The sequence below is a fragment of the Kitasatospora sp. NPDC094028 genome, from assembly GCF_049543595.1.
In the GTDB taxonomy this organism is placed as follows: domain Bacteria; phylum Actinomycetota; class Actinomycetes; order Streptomycetales; family Streptomycetaceae; genus Kitasatospora.
Map to the genome: position 1 here is coordinate 114860 of NZ_JBMVFA010000007.1, position 18465 is coordinate 133324.

Below are 18465 nucleotides of genomic sequence, written 5' to 3' on the forward strand. Positions count from 1 at the left end.
GGCCGGGCCGACAACCCGGGCGCCCCGGCGGGGTGACCCCGGCTACTCGACCAGCTGGGCCCCGTCGCGCTGGGCGGAGCAGCTGCGGCGGAAGGTGCAGCGGTCGCAGCCGCCGCCGGTCTGCGGGACGAAGCGCTCGGCGAGGACCTTCCCGGCGGCCTCGGCGAGCAGGTTCTCGATCCACGGGTCGCCCTCGGGCGGGTCCTGGCGCTGCACCTTGGGGGTGTCGGGGTCGGCCTTGGCGGCGGCCTCGCGCAGGTGGACGAGTTCGGCGCCGCCGGTGGCGGGGGGCCGTTCGGTGAAGCCGGGCAGTTCGTTGAGGGCGCCGGCCCGGACGGCGAGCTGGTAGACGGCGAGCTGCTTGTGCTCGGGCAGCGACTTGTCGGTGGGGATCTGCTTGCCGGTCTTGAAGTCGACGACGTAGGCGCGCCCGGCCCGGTCCTTCTCGACCCGGTCCATGGAGCCCCGGATGCGCACCGAGACGCCGCCGGTGTCGAGGGTGACGTCGAAGCCGTGCTCGGTGGCGACGACGTCGCGGCCGCGTTCGAGGACGTGCCAGTTGAGGAAGCGCTCCAGGGCGGCGCGGGCCTCGGTCTTCTCCTGCCGGGACTTCCAGGGGGCGTCGAAGGCGAGGGCGTCCCAGACGGTGTCGAGGCGTTCCATGAGGACGGCGAGGTCGGCGGGGGTGCGGCCGGAGCCGACCTCGTCGGCGAGGGCGTGGACGACGTTGCCGAAGCCCTGGGCGGCGCTGCCGGGGGCGCGGGCCCCGACCTCCTTGTCGAGGAACCACTGCAGCGAGCAGTTCTCCAGCTGTTCGAGGCCGCTGCCGGAGAGCCGGACGGGCAGGTCGGGGCTGCGCAGCGGTTCGGGGGCGGCGGTCGGGTCGTCCAGGCCCCACCAGCGGTCGGGGTGGGCGGCGGGGACGAGCGGCAGGCCGTCCTCGTCGGTGGCGGCGGCGAGGGTGGCGAGGCGTTCGGCGGCGGCGCGGCGCAGTTCGGGCGAGCGCGCGGGGTCGACGGTCACGGCGCGCAGTTCGGCGACCAGGGCGGCGACGGACAGCGGGCGGCGCGGGCGGTGGGTGACGTCCTCGACGGTGACGGGCGGGGTGCGGCGCACCACCTTGCCGGTTCCGGGGTCGACGTCCTCGCGGTAGAGCTCGCGCAGGAAGCGGGAGGGTTCGTCGCCGTCGTCGGCGGGGGCCTTGACGGCGGTGACGACGAGGCGCTCCTTGGCGCGGGTGGCGGCGACGTAGAAGAGGCGGCGTTCCTCGCCGAGCAGGGCGGCCGGGGAGAGCGGTTCGGCGAGGCCGTCGCGGCCGATCCGGTCGGCTTCGAGGAGGGAGCCGCGGCGGCGCAGGTCGGGCCAGAGGCCGTCCTGGACGCCGGCGACGACGACCAGGCGCCATTCGAGGCCCTTGGAGCGGTGGGCGGTCATCAGCCGGACGGCTTCGGGGCGGACGGCGCGGACGGTGAGGGTGTCGGCGGCGATGTCCTGGGCTTCGAGTTCGGCGAGCAGGTCGAGGGCGCCGCGGTGGCCGGTGACCTGTTCCTCGGCGCGGGCGGCGGTCTCGAACAGGGCGCACAGGGCGTCGAGGTCGCGGTCGGCGTTGCGGCCGGCGGCGCCGCCGCGCAGGGCGGCGCGTTCGAGCCGTTCGCGCCAGCGGCGGCTGCCGTCCCACAGTTCCCAGAGCGCGTCCTCGGCGGTGCAGCCGCCGGCGAGCCGTTCGCGGACCTTGCGCAGCAGGGTGCCGAGGTCGCGGGCCCGGCGGGCGGTGGCGGGGTCGAGGGCGACGAGGCGTTCGGGTTCGGCGAGGGCTTCGCGGACGAGTTCGTCGGCGGGGCGCGGGGCGGCGCCCGGGCGGCCTTCGGCGCGCAGCGCGGCGCGTTCCTCCTCGCGCAGGGCGCGGCCGAGGCGCCGCAGGTCGGAGCCGTCGAGGCCGCCGAGCGGGCCGGTGAGCAGGGCGTGCGCGACGTCGGTGGTGAGCGGGTCGGGGGCGTCCGGGTCGCCGTGCCGGTCGCGGGCGCCCTGCTCGGCGCAGACGCGCAGGGCGAGCAGCAGTTGGGCGACGGCGGGTTCCTCGCGCAGCGGCAGGTCGTCGCCGTCGATCTCCAGCGGGACGCCGGCCGCGCCGAGCGCCCGCCGCACGCCGGGGATGGAGCGGGCGCCGGCCCGGACCAGGACGGCCATCTCGCCCCAGGGCACGCCGTCCTCCAGGTGGGCGCGGCGCAGCAGGTCGGCGACCGAGTCGAGTTCGGCGCCGGGGGTGGGGTAGGTGTAGACCTCGACCCGGCCGCCTTCGCGGGAGGGCAGCAGGGCTCGGTGCTGGGCGAGTTTGTCGGCGGGCAGGCGGCCCATCGGCATCCGGCGGGCGAGTTCGCGGGAGGCGGCGAGCAGGACGGCGCCGGAGCGGCGGGAGACGCGCAGCACCTGGACGTCGGCGGGGCTGCCGTCTGCGCGGCGGAAGGTCTGCGGGAAGTCGAGGATGCCGTTGATGTCGGCGCCGCGGAAGGCGTAGATCGACTGGTCGGGGTCGCCGACCGCGACGAGGTCGCGTCCGCCGCCGGCGAGGCGGCGCAGCAGCCGGACCTGGCTGGGGTCGGTGTCCTGGTACTCGTCGACGAAGACGACGTCGTAGCGCCGGCGCAGCTGGTCGCCGATCTCGGGGCGTTCGGCGAGCAGGACGGCGCGGTGGACGAGTTCGGCGTAGTCGAGGACGCCGCGCAGGTCGAGGACGTCGAGGTAGTCGGCGAGGAAGTGGGCGGCGGCGGCCCAGTCGGGGCGCTGGACGCCCCGGGCGAAGCGTTCCAGTTCCGCTTCGCCGAGGCCGAGTTCGCGGCTGCGGGCGAGGACGGCGCGGACTTCGTCGGCGAAGCCGCGGGTGGTGAGGCAGGCGCGCAGGTCGAGCGGCCAGGCGATGCGGGATTCGCCGAGCCTGGCGTCCTCGGCGCCGCCGGCAAGGAGTTCGCGGACCATGACGTCCTGCTCGGGGCCGGAGAGCAGGCGCAGCGGCTCGGCGTAGTCCTGCGGGTCCTGGTGGGCGCGCAGGAGGGCGTAGCAGAAGGAGTGGAAGGTGGTCGCCTGCGGTGACCGGAGCGCTGACGCCTGCGGTGACCGGAGCGCCGTGCCCTGCGGGGCGGTGGCGGTGCCGAGCCGGGCGGACATCCGGTCGCGCAGCTCCATGGCGGCCTTGCGGCTGAAGGTGAGGACGAGGATCCGCTCGGGGTCGGTGCCGTGTTCGATGCGGCGGGCGACGGCCTCGACGAGGGTGGTGGTCTTGCCGGTGCCCGGCCCGGCGAGGACGAGCAGCGGGCCGCCGCGGTGCTCGACGACGGCGCGCTGGTACTCGTCCAGCACGGGCGGGTCGGGCTGGGCGAGCGGGCTGCGCACGAGCCGGTAGGGGGAACTCACGGGCTTCCTGGGGTGGAGCAGAGGGGCATGGCCGGGGCGGGCCCGGTGGGGCCCGCCCACATCGAGCCTACGATCCTGCCCCGTCATTCCCGTCCGCGCGGGGGTTTCGCCGCATCTTTCGGCCGGCGGGGGTGTCCCGGCCGTCCCAGCGGGCCTGCCGCAGGTCGACCCGGGGCGGGTCGGCGCTCTCGCGCAGCGGGGTACCCTCGGCGCGGTAGCGGGCGAGGGCGCGCTGTTCGTGGCCGGGCAGCAGCCGGCCGTCCGCGCGGATCACCCGCCACCAGGGCACCGGGCCGCCGTAGAGGGCCATCACCCGGCCGACCTGTCGGGGGCCGCCCTGGCCGAGGTACTCGGCGACGTCTCCGTAGGTCATCACTCGGCCGGGTGGAATCCGCTCGGTCAGGTCGAGCACCAGTTCGGCGAAGCGGGGCAGCTCGCCCGGCAGGCCGTCCTCTGTTACGTCCGTCACCTGCGGCATTCTTCCGCACCCCGGCGGCCGTGCGGCCCGGCCCGAACGATCCGCCGCGCCCGATCCGGCCCCTGTCCAGCACGGGGGCTCGGGACATGCCACCATCTTCCGGGGCGGTGAGTGGTGATACGAGGACAACAAGACCAGATGACCGGGACGGCTGACGTGGGCGTGGAGAAGGACTCCGACGAGTCCGCCTCCGCCGTACCCGCGCCACCCCCGGCACCCGAGGAGCCGGGTGAGGGCCGGCCCGGGGCCGGGGCCGTGCCGGAAGTCTCCCTGATCAAGGACTCGACGATCAAGACCCCCGCACCGCCCGCCGCCGAGCAGCCCGACCAGGCCGAACCGGCCGAGCAGCCCGAACCGGCCGAACCCCCGGCCCCGGCCCCGGCCCCGGCCCCGGCCCCGGCCTCGCCGACCGAGTACCACGACCCGCTGGACGACGCCCCGCACCTGGACGTCGACGAGCCGCTGCTCGCCGCCCGCGCGCACCGCCCGTCCGACCTGATCCGCTTCCTGGTCGGGGTCTTCGGGATCGTCGCCGTCTTCGTGCTGGCCGGCATCGCCACCTCGACGACCACCGGCATCGAGCAGGACATCAACAACAACGCGCCGCACTTCTCCGCGGTGCTGTCCACGATCACCGGCCTGCTCTCCAGCGTCGCGGTGCTCGCCGTGCCGCTGTCCTTCGCGGTCGAGCGGCTGATCAAACGCGACGGCCTGCGGGTCGCCGACGGCGTGCTCGCCTCGGTGCTCGCCTACGGCGTCTCACTGGGCATCGACTGGTGGGTGGCCGAGGGCGCCTCCGAGCACATCCGGGACGCGCTGACCAGGCTGCCCGCGAACAGCGACGGCACCCTCACCGACCCGGTGCACGGCTACCTGGCGCCGGTGATCGCCTACATGACCGCGGTCGGCATGTCGAGCAGACCGCGCTGGCGGGTGGCCCTGTGGGCGGTGGTGCTGTTCAGCGGCATCACCGAGCTGCTCGGCGGCTACACCACGCCGCTGTCGCTGATGCTCACCGTGCTGATCGGCTGGTCCGTCGCCTACGGCACGCTGTACGCGATCGGCTCGCCGAACATCCGCCCCACCGGCCAGCACCTGATGATCGGCCTGCGCAAGGTCGGCTTCACCCCGGACGCCGCGCACCGCGCCCCGGACGCGCCCGGCGGCACCCGCCGCTACCACGTCACCCAGCAGGACGGCCCGCCGCTGGACGTCCACATCATCGACCGCGAGCAGCAGGCCTCCGGCTTCTTCTACCGGGCCTGGCGGCGGCTGCGGCTGCGCTCGGTGGCGGTGCGCCGCAGCCCGCAGTCGCTGCGCCAGGCGCTGGAGCAGGAGGCGCTGATCGCGTACGCGGCGGCCGCCTCGGGCGCCCGGGCGCCGCAGCTGGTCGCCACCTCCGAGCTCGGCCCGGACGCCGCGATCCTGGTGTACGAGAACGTCGGGGGCCGCACCCTGGACGAGCTGGCCGAGGAGGAGGTCACCGACCGGGTGATGGCCTCGCTGTGGCGCTCGGTGGCGGCCCTGCACGAGCGCCGGATCGCGCACCGCCGGCTGACCGGCGAATCGCTGCTGGTCTCCGACCAGGAGCACGCCTACCTGGTCAACCTGTCCGGCGGGGACATCGCCGCCACCGACCTGACCCTGCGGATCGACGTCGCCCAGCTGCTCACCACCTTCGCGCTGCGGATCGGCCCGGAGCGGGCCGTCGCCGTCGCCAACGCGGTGCTCGGCGCCGACCGGGTCGCGCAGGCGCTGCCGCTGCTCCAGCCGGTCGGGCTGAGCCGCTCCACCCGGATCGACCTGGCGCGGCTCACCAAGGAGCGCAAGACCGCCGCCCGGGCCAGGGCGCTGGAGCAGGTCGCGGCCGGCGAGCGCACCCAGCAGCAGGCCGAGGAGGACATCGCGGCGGCCGGCGAGGACCTGCTGAGCCGCCTGCGCGGCCAGATCCTGCAGATCGCGCCCGAGGCGCCGATGGAGCCGGCGAAGCTGGAGCGGCTGAAGCCGAAGAGCCTGATCATGGTGATCGCGCTCACCTTCGCCGCCTACCTGGCGCTGACCACCATCAAGCCGGCCCAGCTGAAGCTCTCCCAGATGAACTGGGCGTGGGCGGCGGCCGCGCTGCTCGCGGCCGCGTTCAGCTACGTCGCCGCCGCGATGAGCCTGACCGGCTTCGTGCCCGAGCGGCTGCCGTTCCGGCGCACCGTCGCGGCGCAGCTGGCCGGCTCCTTCGTCAAACTGGTCGCGCCGGCCGCGATCGGCGGCATCGCGCTCAACACCCGCTACCTGCAGAAGGCCGGCATCCGCCCCGGCCAGGCGGTGGCCTCGGTCGGCGCCTCGCAGCTGGCCGGCCTGGCCGGGCACCTGCTGCTGCTGTTCAGCTTCGGCCTGATCACCGGCAGCCAGACCAACGGCGACCTCTCCGCCTCCCGCGCGGTGATCATCGGCGTGCTGACGGCCGCCGTGCTCGCCCTGGTGGTGGCGGCCGTGGCGCCGCTGCGCCGGTTCGTGCTGGGCCGGCTGCGCTCGCTGTTCTTCGGCGTGGTGCCGCGCATGCTCGACCTGATGCAGACGCCCAGCAAGCTGATCACCGGCTTCGGCGGCATCCTGCTGCTGACCCTGTCCTTCACCGCCTGCCTGGACTTCTCGGTGCAGGCCTTCGGCGGCAGCGTCAGCTTCTCGGCCGTCGCGGTGGTCTTCCTGACGGCCAACGCGGCCGGCTCGGCGATCCCGACCCCGGGCGGCATCGGCCCGGTCGAGGTCGCCCTGATCGGTGCCCTGACGGTCGCGGACGTCTCCCCCGCCGTCGCCACCCCGGCGGTGTTCCTGTACCGGGCGCTCACCTTCTGGCTGCCGGTGATCCCGGGCTGGATCGCCTACAACATGCTGCAGCGCCGCGGCGCGCTCTAGGGTCCGCGCCAACGCGCGAGGGAGGGCCCCGCCGGACCGGCGGGGCCCTCCCTCGTGTCGGCCTCCGGCCTCTAGTAGACCGGCTTGTGCGGCTCGATCTGGTTGACCCAGCCGAGCACGCCGCCGCCCAGATGGACCGCGTTGGCGAAGCCCGCGGCCTTGACCACGGCCAGCACCTCGGCCGAACGCACGCCCGACTTGCAGTGCAGCACGATCTTGCGGTCCTGCGGCAGCTTCTCCAGCGCGTCGCCCATCAGGAACTCGTTCTTGGGGATCAGCACCGCGCCGGGGATGTTGACGATCTCGTACTCGCCGGGCTCGCGGACGTCGATGAGGTAGATGTCCTCCTTGTCGTCCTGCCACTGCTTGAGCTGCGCCGAGGTGATGGTCGAGCCGGCGGCGGCGGCCTGCGCCTCCTCCGACACGACGCCGCAGAAGGCCTCGTAGTCGATCAGCTCGGTGACCGTCGGGTTCTCGCCGCAGACGGCGCAGTTCGGGTCCTTGCGGACCTTCACCTGGCGGTAGTTCATCTCCAGGGCGTCGTAGATCATCAGCCGGCCGACCAGCGGGTCGCCGATGCCGGCGAGCAGCTTGATCGCCTCGTTGACCTGGATCGAGCCGATGGACGCGCACAGCACGCCCAGCACGCCGCCCTCGGCGCAGGACGGCACCATGCCCGGCGGCGGGGCCTCCGGGTAGAGGCAGCGGTAGCAGGGGCCGTGCTCGGCCCAGAACACGCTGGCCTGGCCGTCGAAGCGGTAGATCGAGCCCCACACGTACGGCTTGCCGAGCAGCACCGCGGCGTCGTTCACCAGGTAGCGGGTGGCGAAGTTGTCGGTGCCGTCGACGATCAGGTCGTAGCCGGAGAAGATCTCCATGACGTTGTCGTTGTCGAGGCGCTCCTCGTGCAGGATCACGTCGACGTACGGGTTGATCTCCTTGACGGAGTCCCGCGCCGACTCCGCCTTGGAACGGCCGATGTCCGCCTGGCCGTGGATGATCTGGCGCTGCAGGTTGGACTCGTCGACCACGTCGAACTCGACGATGCCGAGCGTGCCGACCCCGGCGGCGGCCAGGTACATCAGAGCGGGCGAGCCGAGGCCGCCGGCGCCGACGCACAGCACCTTGGCGTTCTTCAGCCGCTTCTGCCCGGCCATGCCCACGTCGGGAATGATCAGGTGGCGGGAGTACCGGCGGACCTCGTCGACGGTGAGCTCGTCGGCCGGCTCGACCAGGGGTGGCAACGACACGGGGACTCCGATGGGTGTCATGTCAGGCGGCCGGGGCCGGCCTTCTGCGGGGTGGTTGCTCCGCCACGCGGGTGGCTCTTAGCCCAACAGTGTCACGCCCCTGCGCTATTCCGAGACAGCCCGTCCGGTGGGCGAGACGGGCCGCGCCGGATCGTGGGACCGGCCGACCGGCCCCGGAAGGCGCCCCGGGCCTGCGCTGACGGGCCCGGGGAGCCCTCCGCGAGCCCGGTCAGACCCGGCAGGCCGTCTCCAGCCAGACGTCCCCCAGCGACTCCTCCAACGGCACCTGTGTCCGCCATCCGAGACGGTCCCGGGCGGTCCGCACGTCCGCCTGCCGCCACGCCACCGGCTCCCCCTGGACGGGCCGGCCCTCCGACCGCGCCCCCTCCGGCCGATGGCCCGGCAGGTACGGGCCGCCTTGGTGGTGGTGGCCGGGCAGGTGGTCGCCGTGCGGCCCGCCGGCCTGCGCCGGCAGCAGGACCTGCCGGTTCTCCTCGACGATGGACCCCTCGAAGCCGGACGCCCGCACCAGCAGCTGGGCCGCGTCCCGGGCCCGGACGGCGTGCCCGCTGCCGATGTTGACCACCCCGGTGGCGGCCGAGACCGCGGCCGCCTGGATCGCCCGCGCGACGTCCCGGACGTCCACGAAATCCCGGTATCCGGACAGGTCCGGCATTCGCACCTGGTTCTCGTCCCGCTCCAGCGCCCGGCGCAGCCCCTCGGCGAGCCGCCCGAACAGCGAGGCGGTCGGCGCCCCCGGGCCCACCACGTCGAACACCCGCAGCACCGCGGCGTCCAGGCCGGAGGCCAGCACCAGCTCCGTCCCGGCCAGCTTGGACACCCCGTACGGGCCGACCGGGCGCGGCTCGGCCTGCTCGGAGACCGGCACCCCGCCGGGCACCGGCCCGTACTCGGCGGCCGAGCCGACGTGCACCAGCCGGGCCGGCTCCCGGCTGCGCCGGATCGCCTCGCAGACGGTGGCGACGGCCAGCGTGTTCGACCGGATCAGGGTCCGCGAGCTGCCGTAGGTGGCACCCGCGCAGTTGATCACCACCTGCGGCGCGACCGCGTCCAGGAAGCGGGCCAGCGCGCCCGGGCTCCCGGTGGTCAGGTCGAAGCGGATGTCGGCCGAGTCGCGCCGGCCGAGCACCGTCACCTGCAACTCCCGGTCCATCAGCAGACGGTCGGTGACCCGGCGGCCGATGAAGCCGTCGGCGCCCAGCAGCAGCACCCTCATCGGGGGTGTCCTTCCACGAAGCGAGGTCGGGGACGACCTGGCGGACTGAAAACTACGAACGAACAGGGATCGGGGGGATCCGGCGGTGCGCCCCGGCCCGGCCGAGCACCGCCCAGGCGTGCCCGGCCAGCACGGCCGCGACCGCGCCGCCGCCGAGCAGCAGGGCCGCCGGGCCGGAGCCGCCGAGCGCGAGCGGCACCGCCGTGGCGGCGGGCCCTGCGACGGCGCCCAGGGCGGCGGCCGCCGCCCGGCCGCAGCGCGCCAGCAGCGCGGGCAGCACCAGCAGCAGGCCCAGCACGCCCTGCGCCGCCCACTGCGCGGCGCCGGCCCGCTCGGCGGCCAGGTGCAGCAGCCCGCCGCCGGGCCCGGGGCGCGGCGCGACGGCGGTCAGCACGGCCAGCGCGGCGAAGGTCAGCACCGCGAGCACCGCCAGGTGCAGCGCGACGGCCACCGGCAGCACCGGCCGCATCCGGGCCCGGAACTCGGCGAGGGTGCCGGCCGCCGCGAGGTGGCCGCGCCCGACCTGCCGGTACCAGCGGGCGGCCCGCTCGGCCGACCCGGCGGACAGCGCCGCCGCGAGCGCCAGCGCGACCGCGGCCGGCCGGTCCGGGCCGGGGGCCGCCAGCGGGAGCAGCAGCAGCGCGGCCAGCCCCAGCCCGTGGCCGAGCGCGGCCGGGCTCCGGCGCGGGCCGGCGGGTGCGCGCGGCGGCCGGGCCGGGCCCAGCGCGTCCGGCGCCGGCGGCCCCGGGTACGGCGGGCCGGGCTCGGCCGGCGGTTCGGCGGTCAGCGCGGGCAGCAGGACCGCCGGGAGGGCGGCCGGCAGCAGCGCCGCCGCTCCGGCGCCGAGCGCGGCGGCGGCGCCGGGCAGCGCGGCCAGGGCGGCGGCCAGCAGTGTCGCGCGGGCGGCGGCGCCGCACTCGCGCGGCGGCGCGGGGCGGGGCGCGGGCGGGCGGCGGGGCACCCGGGCGTACAGCTCCTCGGCGAGCGAGAACAGGTCGGCGTGCCGGCAGCGGGCGGCGGCGTCCGGTCCGAGCCCGGCCTCCTCCAGCCCGGCGGCGATCTCCAGCGGGTCGACGGCGTGCTCGCACAGCTCCCGGTGCTCGGCCATCAGCTCTCGCACCGGATCCGCGCTGCCCGCCGGATCGGCGGCGCCGGCCCCGAGCCCGGCCCCGACGCCGACTCCACCCCCGCCCCCGGTCCCGCCCCCGGTCCCGGCCGCGGTGCCGCCGGGCATCAGCGGGCTTCCGCGAGTTCGCCCGCGTGCTCCCGGCCGGCCCGTCCGCCGCCGTCCTCCGGGTCGTCCTCGCCGTCGCGGCCGGCGGCGCGCGGCCCGTCCGCGAGCCAGTACTCGGCGGGCCGGGCGAACGGCCGCGGCGCCCGGCCGCCCTCGCCGCCCCCGCCGCCGGGGAAGGCCGGGTACTGCGAGACCAGCTCCAGGTAGATCTCCCGGAAGGCGCCGATCACCGGCTCGACGGCGAAGCGTTCCTGCGCCCGCAGCCGCCCGGCCAGCCCGAGCCGGGCCCGCCGTTCCTCGTCGCGCAGCAGTGCCAGGCAGGCGCCGGCCAGCGCGCCCGGGTCCCGGGCGGGCACCAGCAGCCCGGTCGGGCCGACCACCTCGCGGGCCACCCCGACGTCGGTGCAGACCACGGCCCGGCCGCTGAGCATGGCGTCCGCGAGCAGCCGGGGGCCGCGCTGGGAGAGCGCGGAGAACACGGTCACCGTGCCGGCCTCCCAGACCTCGGCGAGCGGGCCGGGCCGCCCGGCGAAGTCCACCGCGTCCGCCACCCCGAGGCGCTCGGCGACGGCCTCGCAGTGCGCCAGGTAGCCGGGCGCCGCCTCCTCGCCGTACAGCGTCAGCCGGGTGTCGGGCAGTTCGGCGCGCACCCGGGCGAAGGCGTGCAGCGCCAGCTCCGGGTCCCGCCCGGGCTCCAGGGCGCCGGCCCACACCAGGGTCGGCCGTACCGGCTCGGGCCCGGCGGCCGGGCGGTCGACGGCCGGGGTGCCCTCGTACACGACCCGGGTGCGAGCCGGGTCGGCGCCGCACCGGCGCTGCCACTGCTGGTCGTGGGCGCTGCCGGGGGTGAGTATCGCGGCCTGCCGGTAGGTCTCCTCGGTGAGCGCCCGGAAGAAGGCCAGCAGCAGCGCGCGGACCGGCCACCGGTAGGGCGCCTCGCGGTAGCCGAGGTACTGCTCGCGCAGGTGCAGGCCGTGCTCGGTGACCACGAACGGCACCCCGTGCAGCCGGCGGGCGACCAGGGCGGGCAGCGCGGCCGGCCCGCCGCCGACCACGTGGCACAGGTCCACGCCGCCGAGGCCGCCGGGCCCGGTGCCGTACCAGGGCGCGGACAGCGGCCGCAGGCACTGCTCCAGCAGGTCCCCGGCGACCAGCACGTCGCACACCAGCGGGCCCCCGGCCGAGGTGTCCGCGCCGGGCAGCCGCCAGACCCGCTCCAGGACCCGCCGGGCGTGCGCGGAGGCGAGGAAGGCGGGAAGCGTGCCGTCCTCGCGGGCGAGCTCGGCCAGCCGGTACAGCCCGGCGCCGAACCCGGCCCGCTCGCGGGGCAGCACCAGGGCGCGCACCAGGTCCTCGTACGCCCGGGCGTACTGGCGTCTGCGCAGGGCGCCCGGGCGTCGTCCGCGCGGGCGGCGCCCCCACAGCGCCACCTCGTGCGCCCCCCGCCAGACCGGCGAGAGCCGCTCGACGGCGCCCGGGCATCCGGGGCCGGTGAGCAGGTACAGCTCGAACTCGTGCTCCGGCAGGCCCTCGGCCAGCCGGTCGCACCAGCCGCCGGTGCCACGCTGGGAATGCGGTCGGGCACCCTCGGTGAGCAGGGCAACGCGCACGGGAGACCTCCTGTTTGCCACCGTTGAATTCACCCCTGGGCGGGGTCACGGGAGTCGCGGGGCCGTACGCCGGGACCCTTCCTCGCACCGCCGCCCGCCGACTGCTGCGGCGCCGGCGGCCCTCCCCCACACCTGTTCGGTCCGGCAGCAGAAAGGTAGGACCGGCCCACGGCCCGCCATCGGTCACCTGCCTGGTTGCCACCTGAACGAGTGAACCGGCGTGACTTCGCGCCGAAGCGGGCCGTTACCGGGCGGTATCCGGGGACCGCGCGAGCGGTCGGGTGGGCGGCCGGACGCGCGGGGTCAGCGCGACGTGTGCGCGATCAGCTCCCGCACCGCGCGGGCGACCTCGTCCGGGTGCTCCATCATCGCCACGTGCCCCGACTCCGGCAGCACCAGCAGCCGGGCGTCCGCGAAGGCCGTGCAGGCCCGCCGGGCCGAGCGGTAGCCGACCAGCTTGTCGCGCAGCCCGTACACCAGCAGGACCGGCGCCGCCACCTGCTCGGCCTGCCGCCACAGCGCCTGCTCGCCGCGCTCGGTGTAGGCGGAGACGATGCCACGGGCCGAGCCGACCAGCGCCCGCATCGCGTGCGGCGCCTCCAGTCGGAGCCGGTACTGGTCGACCGCCTCGGCCCGGGCGGCCGGGCTCAGCCGGCCCGGGTCGCCGTAGACCAGCCGCAGCAGTTCCTCGGTCGCCGCCTCGGCGTCGAGCCGGCCGGCCTGCAGCCGGCGCAGCAGCGCGGGCACCCCGGGGACGGCGAGCACGGCGGTCGGCCAGGCGGTGCGCTGCGGCGGCAGCTCGGGCAGGGCCGGCGAGACCAGGGTGAGGCTGCGCACGAGGTCGGGGCGCAGCGCGGCGAGCCGGACGGCGACGGCGCCGCCGAGCGAGTTGCCGAACAGGTGGACGGGCCCGCGGCCGGCGGCCTCCAGGTAGCCGATGACGGCGCGGACGTGCCCGGAGAGGCTGAGGTTGCCGTCGCTGGGCGGGTTGGAGCGGCCGAAGCCGGGCAGGTCCACGGCCTCGCCGTCGACCAGGCCGGCGAGGCGGTCCATGAGCGCCGTCCAGTTGGCGGCCGAGCCGCCGAGGCCGTGCACGAAGAGGGCAGGCTCGCGCCCGTCCGCGCCCCGGCTGGCGAGGCCGCGGTGCACCGCGAGGACCGCCCCGGGGACCTCGACGGTTCGGACCTGCTGCTCAGCGCTGCTCATGATGGACGATGGTAGTGAGCGCGGGCCGGGTGCGCCCGGGGCAGGCGGCGGTCCGATCCCTCGCCCCGGGGCACTGCCGACGCCGAGGTCAGCGCCGTATTGTGGGCACCTGACAAGCGGAGCGGTCGGCTTTTCTCGCCTTCACCGAACACGAACGCGGTTACCGAAAAGTAGAATCAGCCATCTTGTCGGCCCCGAAGAACCCCGAAGTGAGGAGCGCCGTGACGGCCATCCAGGAGGCGCAGGAGCGCCCGCGCGGTGCCCGCCTGCCGCGAAGCGCCCGCCGTGAACAACTGCTCGGTGCCGCCCAGGAGGTGTTCGTCGCGCAGGGTTACCACGCGGCCGCCATGGACGACATCGCCGACCGCGCCGGGGTCAGCAAGCCGGTGCTGTACCAGCACTTCCCCGGGAAGCTGGAGCTGTACCTGGCGCTGCTGGACAAGCACTGCGACGCCCTGGTCGAGTCGACCCGCGAGGCGCTGTCGACGACCAACGACAACAAGCAGCGCGTGGCCAACACCATGGAGGCGTACTTCAACTACGTCTCCAGCGAGTCCGGCGCGTTCCGCCTGGTCTTCGAGTCGGACCTGACCAACGAGCCGGCCGTGCGCGAGCGGGTCGAGCGGGCCTCCGAGGCGAGCGCGACGCTGGTCAGCAAGGTGATCCAGGAGGACACCGACCTGCCGGAGGCGGAGTCCAAGCTGCTCGCCGCCGGGGTGTGCGGCCTGGCCCAGATCACCGCCCGGTACTGGCTGTCGCAGGGCCTGGAGATCCCGCGCGACGAGGCGGTCCGGCTGGTGGCCAGCCTGTCCTGGCGCGGCCTGAAGGGCTTCCCGATGCACGCCGGCGAGCCGGGCTCCGAGGGCTCTGCCCAGGAGTGATGATCCGCTGACCTTCGCCGGGGCGGTGATCCGGTGCTCTATGGTGAAGCCGTACGGCGCGGTCGCCGCGAACGCTTGTCCCAGGCGGTTCGGTGTCCGCGCGTGGAGGCTGCAACCCCGGAGGGACGGAAGCCGTGGAGGTCAAGATCGGCGTGCAGAACGCGCCGCGCGAGATCGTGATCGAGAGCTCGCAGACTGCCGATGAGGTCGAGAGCGCGGTCGCGAAGGCGCTGGAGGGCTCCTCGAAGCTCTTCTCGCTGACCGACGAGCACGGCCGCCGGATCCTCGTTCCGGCCGAGCGCCTGGCGTACGTGGAGATCGGCGAGCAGGCCGTCCGCAAGGTCGGCTTCGGCGCTCTCTGAGACGCCGCCCGAGCAGCTCGTCCCGGTGCCCCGTTCCCGTGAGGGAGCGGGGCACCGGCGCGTGTACGGCCGAGCGGGGCGGGGTACGGCGAGAATCAGCGGCACCGTCGTCGCACGCCCGTTCCCCCGGGAGGCAGCCTTGCTGGTCGAGTCGATCGCCTTCGCCCTCGTCGGCCTGGTCACGGGCGGCGCCGCGCTGCTGGGCCTGCCGTCGTACTTCCGGTCGGCCCGGGTGCTGACGGTCGGCACGGCCCTGGCGGTGGCGCTGCTCGGCGGGGCGGTCGCGCACTTCTGCCTGGACGGCCGCTACCCGGCGGTGGCGGTCGCGGCCTCGGCGGTGGCCTCGGGGGTGCTCACCTCGCTGCTGGCCCGGCCGGACCTCGCGGCCGGGCGGGCCCCGGCGCACCGGCACCACCCGCACCGGGCCGGCGCCCACCGCGCACCGCGGCGGCACCGGCCGGCCTGAGCGGGAAGGTCAGGAGGCGAGGCCGAGGGCGGCCATCCGCTTGGTGTGCGCCTCGGTGATCCGGTTGAACATCTTGCCGACCTCGACCAGGTCGAAGCCCTGCACCTGGACGCCGCCGACCAGCAGGTTGGACAGCGCGTCGCGCTCGGCGACCACGCGCTGGGCCTGGCTGAGCGCCTCGCCCATCAGGCGCCGGCCCCACAGGGCGAGCCGGCCGCCGGCCCGCGGGTCGGCCTCGATGGCCTGGCGGACCTTGTCGACGGCGAACTGGGCGTGGCCGGTGTCGGACATGACGCCGAGCACGAGGTCCCGGGTGTCGTCGTCGAGCCGGACGGCCACCTCGCGGTAGAAGTCCGTCGCGATGGCGTCGCCGACGTAGGCCTTGACCAGGCCCTCCAGCCAGTCCGAGGGGGCCGTCATCCGGTGGAACAGCTCCAGCGGCTCGACGAACGGCCGCATCGCCTCCTGCGGGTCGGCGCCGATCTCGGCCAGCCGGTCGTGCAGCCGCTGGTAGTGCTGGAACTCGGCGGAGGCCATCCGGGCCAGTGCGGCCTTGTCGGCCAGGTCGGGCGCCAGCTTGGCGTCCTCGGCGAGCCGCTCGAAGGCGCTCAGCTCGCCGTACGCGAGCGCGCCGAGCAGGTCCAGCACCGCCGCCCGGTACCCGGGGTCGGCCGAGCACGCCGCCCAGTCGCCGATCGAGCCGGCCGCGCCGTCCTGCGTCTCACCAGAGGTCTCCATGACCCGCCACCTTAGTCCCGCCGGGCCGCCTCCCCCACCACCCGGCGCACCCGGACGACCGGCCGGATCGCCCGGTCGCGGGCCGGTCACCGGGGGCGATGTCAGACGCATCACGTGTTCGAGTCGTCGCCTGACTGTATGGTGGTACGGAGCCCCGTCGTGCTCGCACGGTGTCACCGCCGTCTCGGTGCCCCGCGTGAGCCGCCCCGTACCGGCGCCGTCCCCTCGGACGTGTCCGCACCGGAGGCACGGGTACTCACGTACGCGGATGCCCGGTCGGAGAGCCGATCGGCTCCGACCATGGCTTGGACTTCAAGCCTTGGCACCGCATCAGTGGCCGAGCGAGGGCCGCCGAGACCACGCCCCCTGGCGGAGGTCCCGCGCAGGTCCCTCACGGGAATCCTCCCCGACGCCGCCGGCGACGCGCCCCGCACCGGGCCGCGCGCACCGGCCGGCCGCAGGGACCGGCGCGGTTGTGCGTCCGCGCAGCTGTAATCGGGGCCGCACAGGCCCGTACGCAGCCGCGCGGCTGCCCGCCCGCCGCTCGCTCTCGGCCCCTCCGAAAACGGAAGAGGCAGCACCCTGTCCACCACCGCTGAACCCATCAAGACGACGTTCCGGGATCTGGGGATCCTCCCGGAGACCGCCGAGGCCCTGGAGTCCGTCGGCATCGTCCACCCCTTCCCCATCCAGGAGATGACCCTCCCGGTCGCGCTGACCGGCCACGACGTCATCGGCCAGGCCAAGACCGGCACCGGCAAGACCCTCGGGTTCGGCCTCCCGCTGATCGAGCGGGCCATCGTGCGCGCCGACGTGGACGCCGGCCGTGCCACCGAGGAGCAGCTCTCCGACTTCCCGCAGGCGCTCATCGTCGTCCCGACGCGCGAGCTCTGCACCCAGGTCACCAACGACCTGCAGACCGCCGGCAAGGTCCGCAACGTGCGGGTCCTCGCCGTCTACGGCGGCCGGGCCTACGAGCCGCAGGTGGAGGCGCTGACCAAGGGCGTCGACATCGTGGTCGGCACCCCGGGCCGTCTGCTGGACCTCGCCGGGCAGAAGAAGCTGAACCTGTCGAAGGTCCGCTCGCTCGTCCTGGACGAGGCCGACGAGATGCTCGACCTGGGCTTCCTGCCCGACGTCGAGAAGATCATCACCATGCTGCCCGCCAAGCGGCAGACCCTGCTGTTCTCGGCCACCATGCCGGGCCAGGTCATCAGCCTCGCCCGCCGGTACATGAGCCAGCCGACGCACATCCGCGCCGCCGCCCCGGACGACACCGGCGCGACCGTCGCCAACATCGAGCAGCACATCTTCCGCGCCCACTCGCTGGACAAGGTCGAGATGGTCTCGCGCATCCTGCAGGCCGAGGGCCGCGGGCTGGCGATGATCTTCTGCCGCACCAAGCGCACCGCCGCCGACGTCTCCGACCAGCTGACCCAGCGCGGCTTCGCGGCCGGCGCCGTCCACGGCGACCTCGGCCAGGGCGCCCGCGAGCAGGCCCTGCGGGCCTTCCGCAACGGCAAGGTCGACGTCCTGGTGTGCACCGACGTCGCGGCCCGCGGCATCGACGTCGAGGGCGTCACGCACGTCATCAACTACCAGTGCCCCGAGGACGAGAAGACCTACCTGCACCGGATCGGCCGCACCGGCCGCGCCGGCGCCTCCGGTACGGCCGTCACCCTGGTCGACTGGGACGACATCCCGCGCTGGCAGCTGATCAACAAGGCGCTGGACCTGCCGTTCAACGAGCCGGAGGAGACCTACTCCACCTCGGCGCACCTCTACGAGCTGCTGAAGATCACGCCGGGCACCAAGGGTGTCCTGCCGCGCTCCGAGCGCACCCGGGCCGGCCTCGGCGCCGAGGAGATCGAGGACCTCGGCGAGACCGGCGGGCGGGGCTCGCGCTCCGGCCGCGGCGGCCGCGGCGGGCAGGGCGGCCCGGGCCGTTCCGGCCCCGCCGTCGAGACGCCGGCCGAGGAGAAGCCGCGCCGCACCCGCGAGCGCCGCCGCACCCGCCGCGGCACGGCGGTCGAGGGCGAGGTCGCCGAGGCGACCGGCACCGCGGTGACGGCCGCTCCGGCCGTCGAGGGCGTCGAGGGCGAGGCCGCGCCGCGCCGCCGTCGCCGCCGTTCGCGCGGTGGCGCCGCGGGCGAGAGCGCGGTCGAGACCGCGGTGGTCGAGGCCGCCGTCGTCGAGGCCCCGGCCGCTGCCGCTCCGGTTGCCGCCGCTCCGGCCGACGCGGTCGTCGTGGTCGAGGAGAAGCCCGCCGCCCGGGCCCGTACCCGGACCCGCAAGCCGAAGGCCGAGGCCGTGGTGGAGGCCGTCGAGGCCGCCGCCGTCACCGAGGCCCCGGCCGAGGCGAAGCCGGCCACCCGCACGCGCACCCGCAAGCCCAAGGCCGAGGCCGTGGTGGAGGCCGTCGAGGCCGCCGCCGTCACCGAGGCCCCGGCCGAGGCGAAGCCGGCCGCCCGGACCCGCACCCGCAAGCCGAAGGCCACGGCCGAGGCCGCCCCGGAGGCTCCGGCCGCCGAGGCCCCCGCCGCCGAGGTCCCGGCCCCGCGCAAGCGCACCCGCACCCGCAAGGCGGCGGCCGCTCCGGAGACCACCCCGGAGAGCTGACGCGGCACCGTCCCCGAGGGGGCGGGTCGGGCCCCACGGCCCGGCCCGCCCCCTCGGGCGTTCCGG

At 75.6% G+C, this 18465-nt stretch carries 13 protein-coding genes; 5 read left to right on the forward strand and 8 right to left on the reverse strand.

Going from position 1 to position 18465, the window contains the following annotated elements:
- Positions 1-42 precede the first annotated feature (42 nt).
- Both ACPC54_RS13940 and ACPC54_RS13945 read right to left on the reverse strand, forming a co-directional pair.
- Positions 43-3495: an ATP-dependent helicase gene (locus tag ACPC54_RS13940; RefSeq protein WP_498964659.1), complete on the reverse strand. Its 3453-nt coding sequence runs from the start codon at positions 3493-3495 to the stop codon at positions 43-45.
- Positions 3476-3886: an MGMT family protein gene (locus ACPC54_RS13945; RefSeq protein ID WP_498964661.1), complete on the reverse strand. Its 411-nt coding sequence runs from the start codon at positions 3884-3886 to the stop codon at positions 3476-3478. The genes ACPC54_RS13940 and ACPC54_RS13945 overlap by 20 nt, the downstream gene beginning before the upstream one ends.
- Before the next feature lie 138 nt (positions 3887-4024).
- Between ACPC54_RS13945 and ACPC54_RS13950 the strand changes: the two genes are divergently transcribed.
- Positions 4025-6796, forward strand: a complete 2772-nt coding sequence (locus ACPC54_RS13950; RefSeq protein ID WP_498964663.1) for a flippase-like domain-containing protein — start codon at positions 4025-4027, stop codon at positions 6794-6796.
- Between the two features lie 71 nt (positions 6797-6867).
- Here the strand turns inward: ACPC54_RS13950 and moeZ are convergent, their stop codons facing one another.
- The 5 genes from moeZ to ACPC54_RS13975 all read right to left on the reverse strand — a co-directional run bounded on the left by moeZ (position 6868) and on the right by ACPC54_RS13975 (position 13333).
- The gene (gene moeZ / locus ACPC54_RS13955; RefSeq protein ID WP_498964664.1) at positions 6868-8046 is read right to left on the reverse strand and encodes an adenylyltransferase/sulfurtransferase MoeZ; all 1179 of its coding nucleotides are present in this window, start codon (positions 8044-8046) and stop codon (positions 6868-6870) included.
- A 229-nt stretch (positions 8047-8275) separates the two neighbouring features.
- Positions 8276-9283 carry an NAD-dependent epimerase/dehydratase family protein gene (locus tag ACPC54_RS13960; protein ID WP_498964666.1) on the reverse strand — a complete coding sequence of 336 codons (1008 nt, stop codon included), beginning with the start codon at positions 9281-9283 and terminating at the stop codon, positions 8276-8278.
- A 52-nt stretch (positions 9284-9335) separates the two neighbouring features.
- On the reverse strand, positions 9336-10403 hold the full coding sequence (locus ACPC54_RS13965; RefSeq protein WP_498964669.1) for a hypothetical protein: 1068 nt from the start codon (positions 10401-10403) through the stop codon (positions 9336-9338).
- A 113-nt stretch (positions 10404-10516) separates the two neighbouring features.
- The gene (locus ACPC54_RS13970; RefSeq protein WP_498964671.1) at positions 10517-12127 is read right to left on the reverse strand and encodes a DUF3492 domain-containing protein; all 1611 of its coding nucleotides are present in this window, start codon (positions 12125-12127) and stop codon (positions 10517-10519) included.
- A 303-nt stretch (positions 12128-12430) separates the two neighbouring features.
- Positions 12431-13333: an alpha/beta fold hydrolase gene (locus tag ACPC54_RS13975; protein WP_498964673.1), complete on the reverse strand. Its 903-nt coding sequence runs from the start codon at positions 13331-13333 to the stop codon at positions 12431-12433.
- Between the two features lie 221 nt (positions 13334-13554).
- On the opposite strand from ACPC54_RS13975, the gene ACPC54_RS13980 reads away from it, so the two are divergent.
- The 3 genes from ACPC54_RS13980 to ACPC54_RS13990 all read left to right on the forward strand — a co-directional run bounded on the left by ACPC54_RS13980 (position 13555) and on the right by ACPC54_RS13990 (position 15042).
- Positions 13555-14214: a TetR/AcrR family transcriptional regulator gene (locus ACPC54_RS13980; RefSeq protein WP_498964675.1), complete on the forward strand. Its 660-nt coding sequence runs from the start codon at positions 13555-13557 to the stop codon at positions 14212-14214.
- A 134-nt stretch (positions 14215-14348) separates the two neighbouring features.
- The gene (locus ACPC54_RS13985) at positions 14349-14576 is read left to right on the forward strand and encodes a DUF3107 domain-containing protein (RefSeq protein ID WP_045700901.1); all 228 of its coding nucleotides are present in this window, start codon (positions 14349-14351) and stop codon (positions 14574-14576) included.
- Between the two features lie 139 nt (positions 14577-14715).
- On the forward strand, positions 14716-15042 hold the full coding sequence (locus tag ACPC54_RS13990) for a hypothetical protein (RefSeq protein WP_498964676.1): 327 nt from the start codon (positions 14716-14718) through the stop codon (positions 15040-15042).
- A 9-nt stretch (positions 15043-15051) separates the two neighbouring features.
- On the opposite strand, the gene ACPC54_RS13995 is transcribed toward ACPC54_RS13990, so the two are convergent.
- Positions 15052-15780 (reverse strand): ferritin-like fold-containing protein, encoded by a 729-nt coding sequence (locus ACPC54_RS13995; protein ID WP_498964677.1) that lies wholly within the window; start codon positions 15778-15780, stop codon positions 15052-15054.
- Between the two features lie 696 nt (positions 15781-16476).
- Here ACPC54_RS13995 and ACPC54_RS14000 point away from each other — a divergent pair.
- Positions 16477-18399 (forward strand): DEAD/DEAH box helicase, encoded by a 1923-nt coding sequence (locus ACPC54_RS14000; protein WP_498964678.1) that lies wholly within the window; start codon positions 16477-16479, stop codon positions 18397-18399.
- Positions 18400-18465 lie beyond the last annotated feature (66 nt).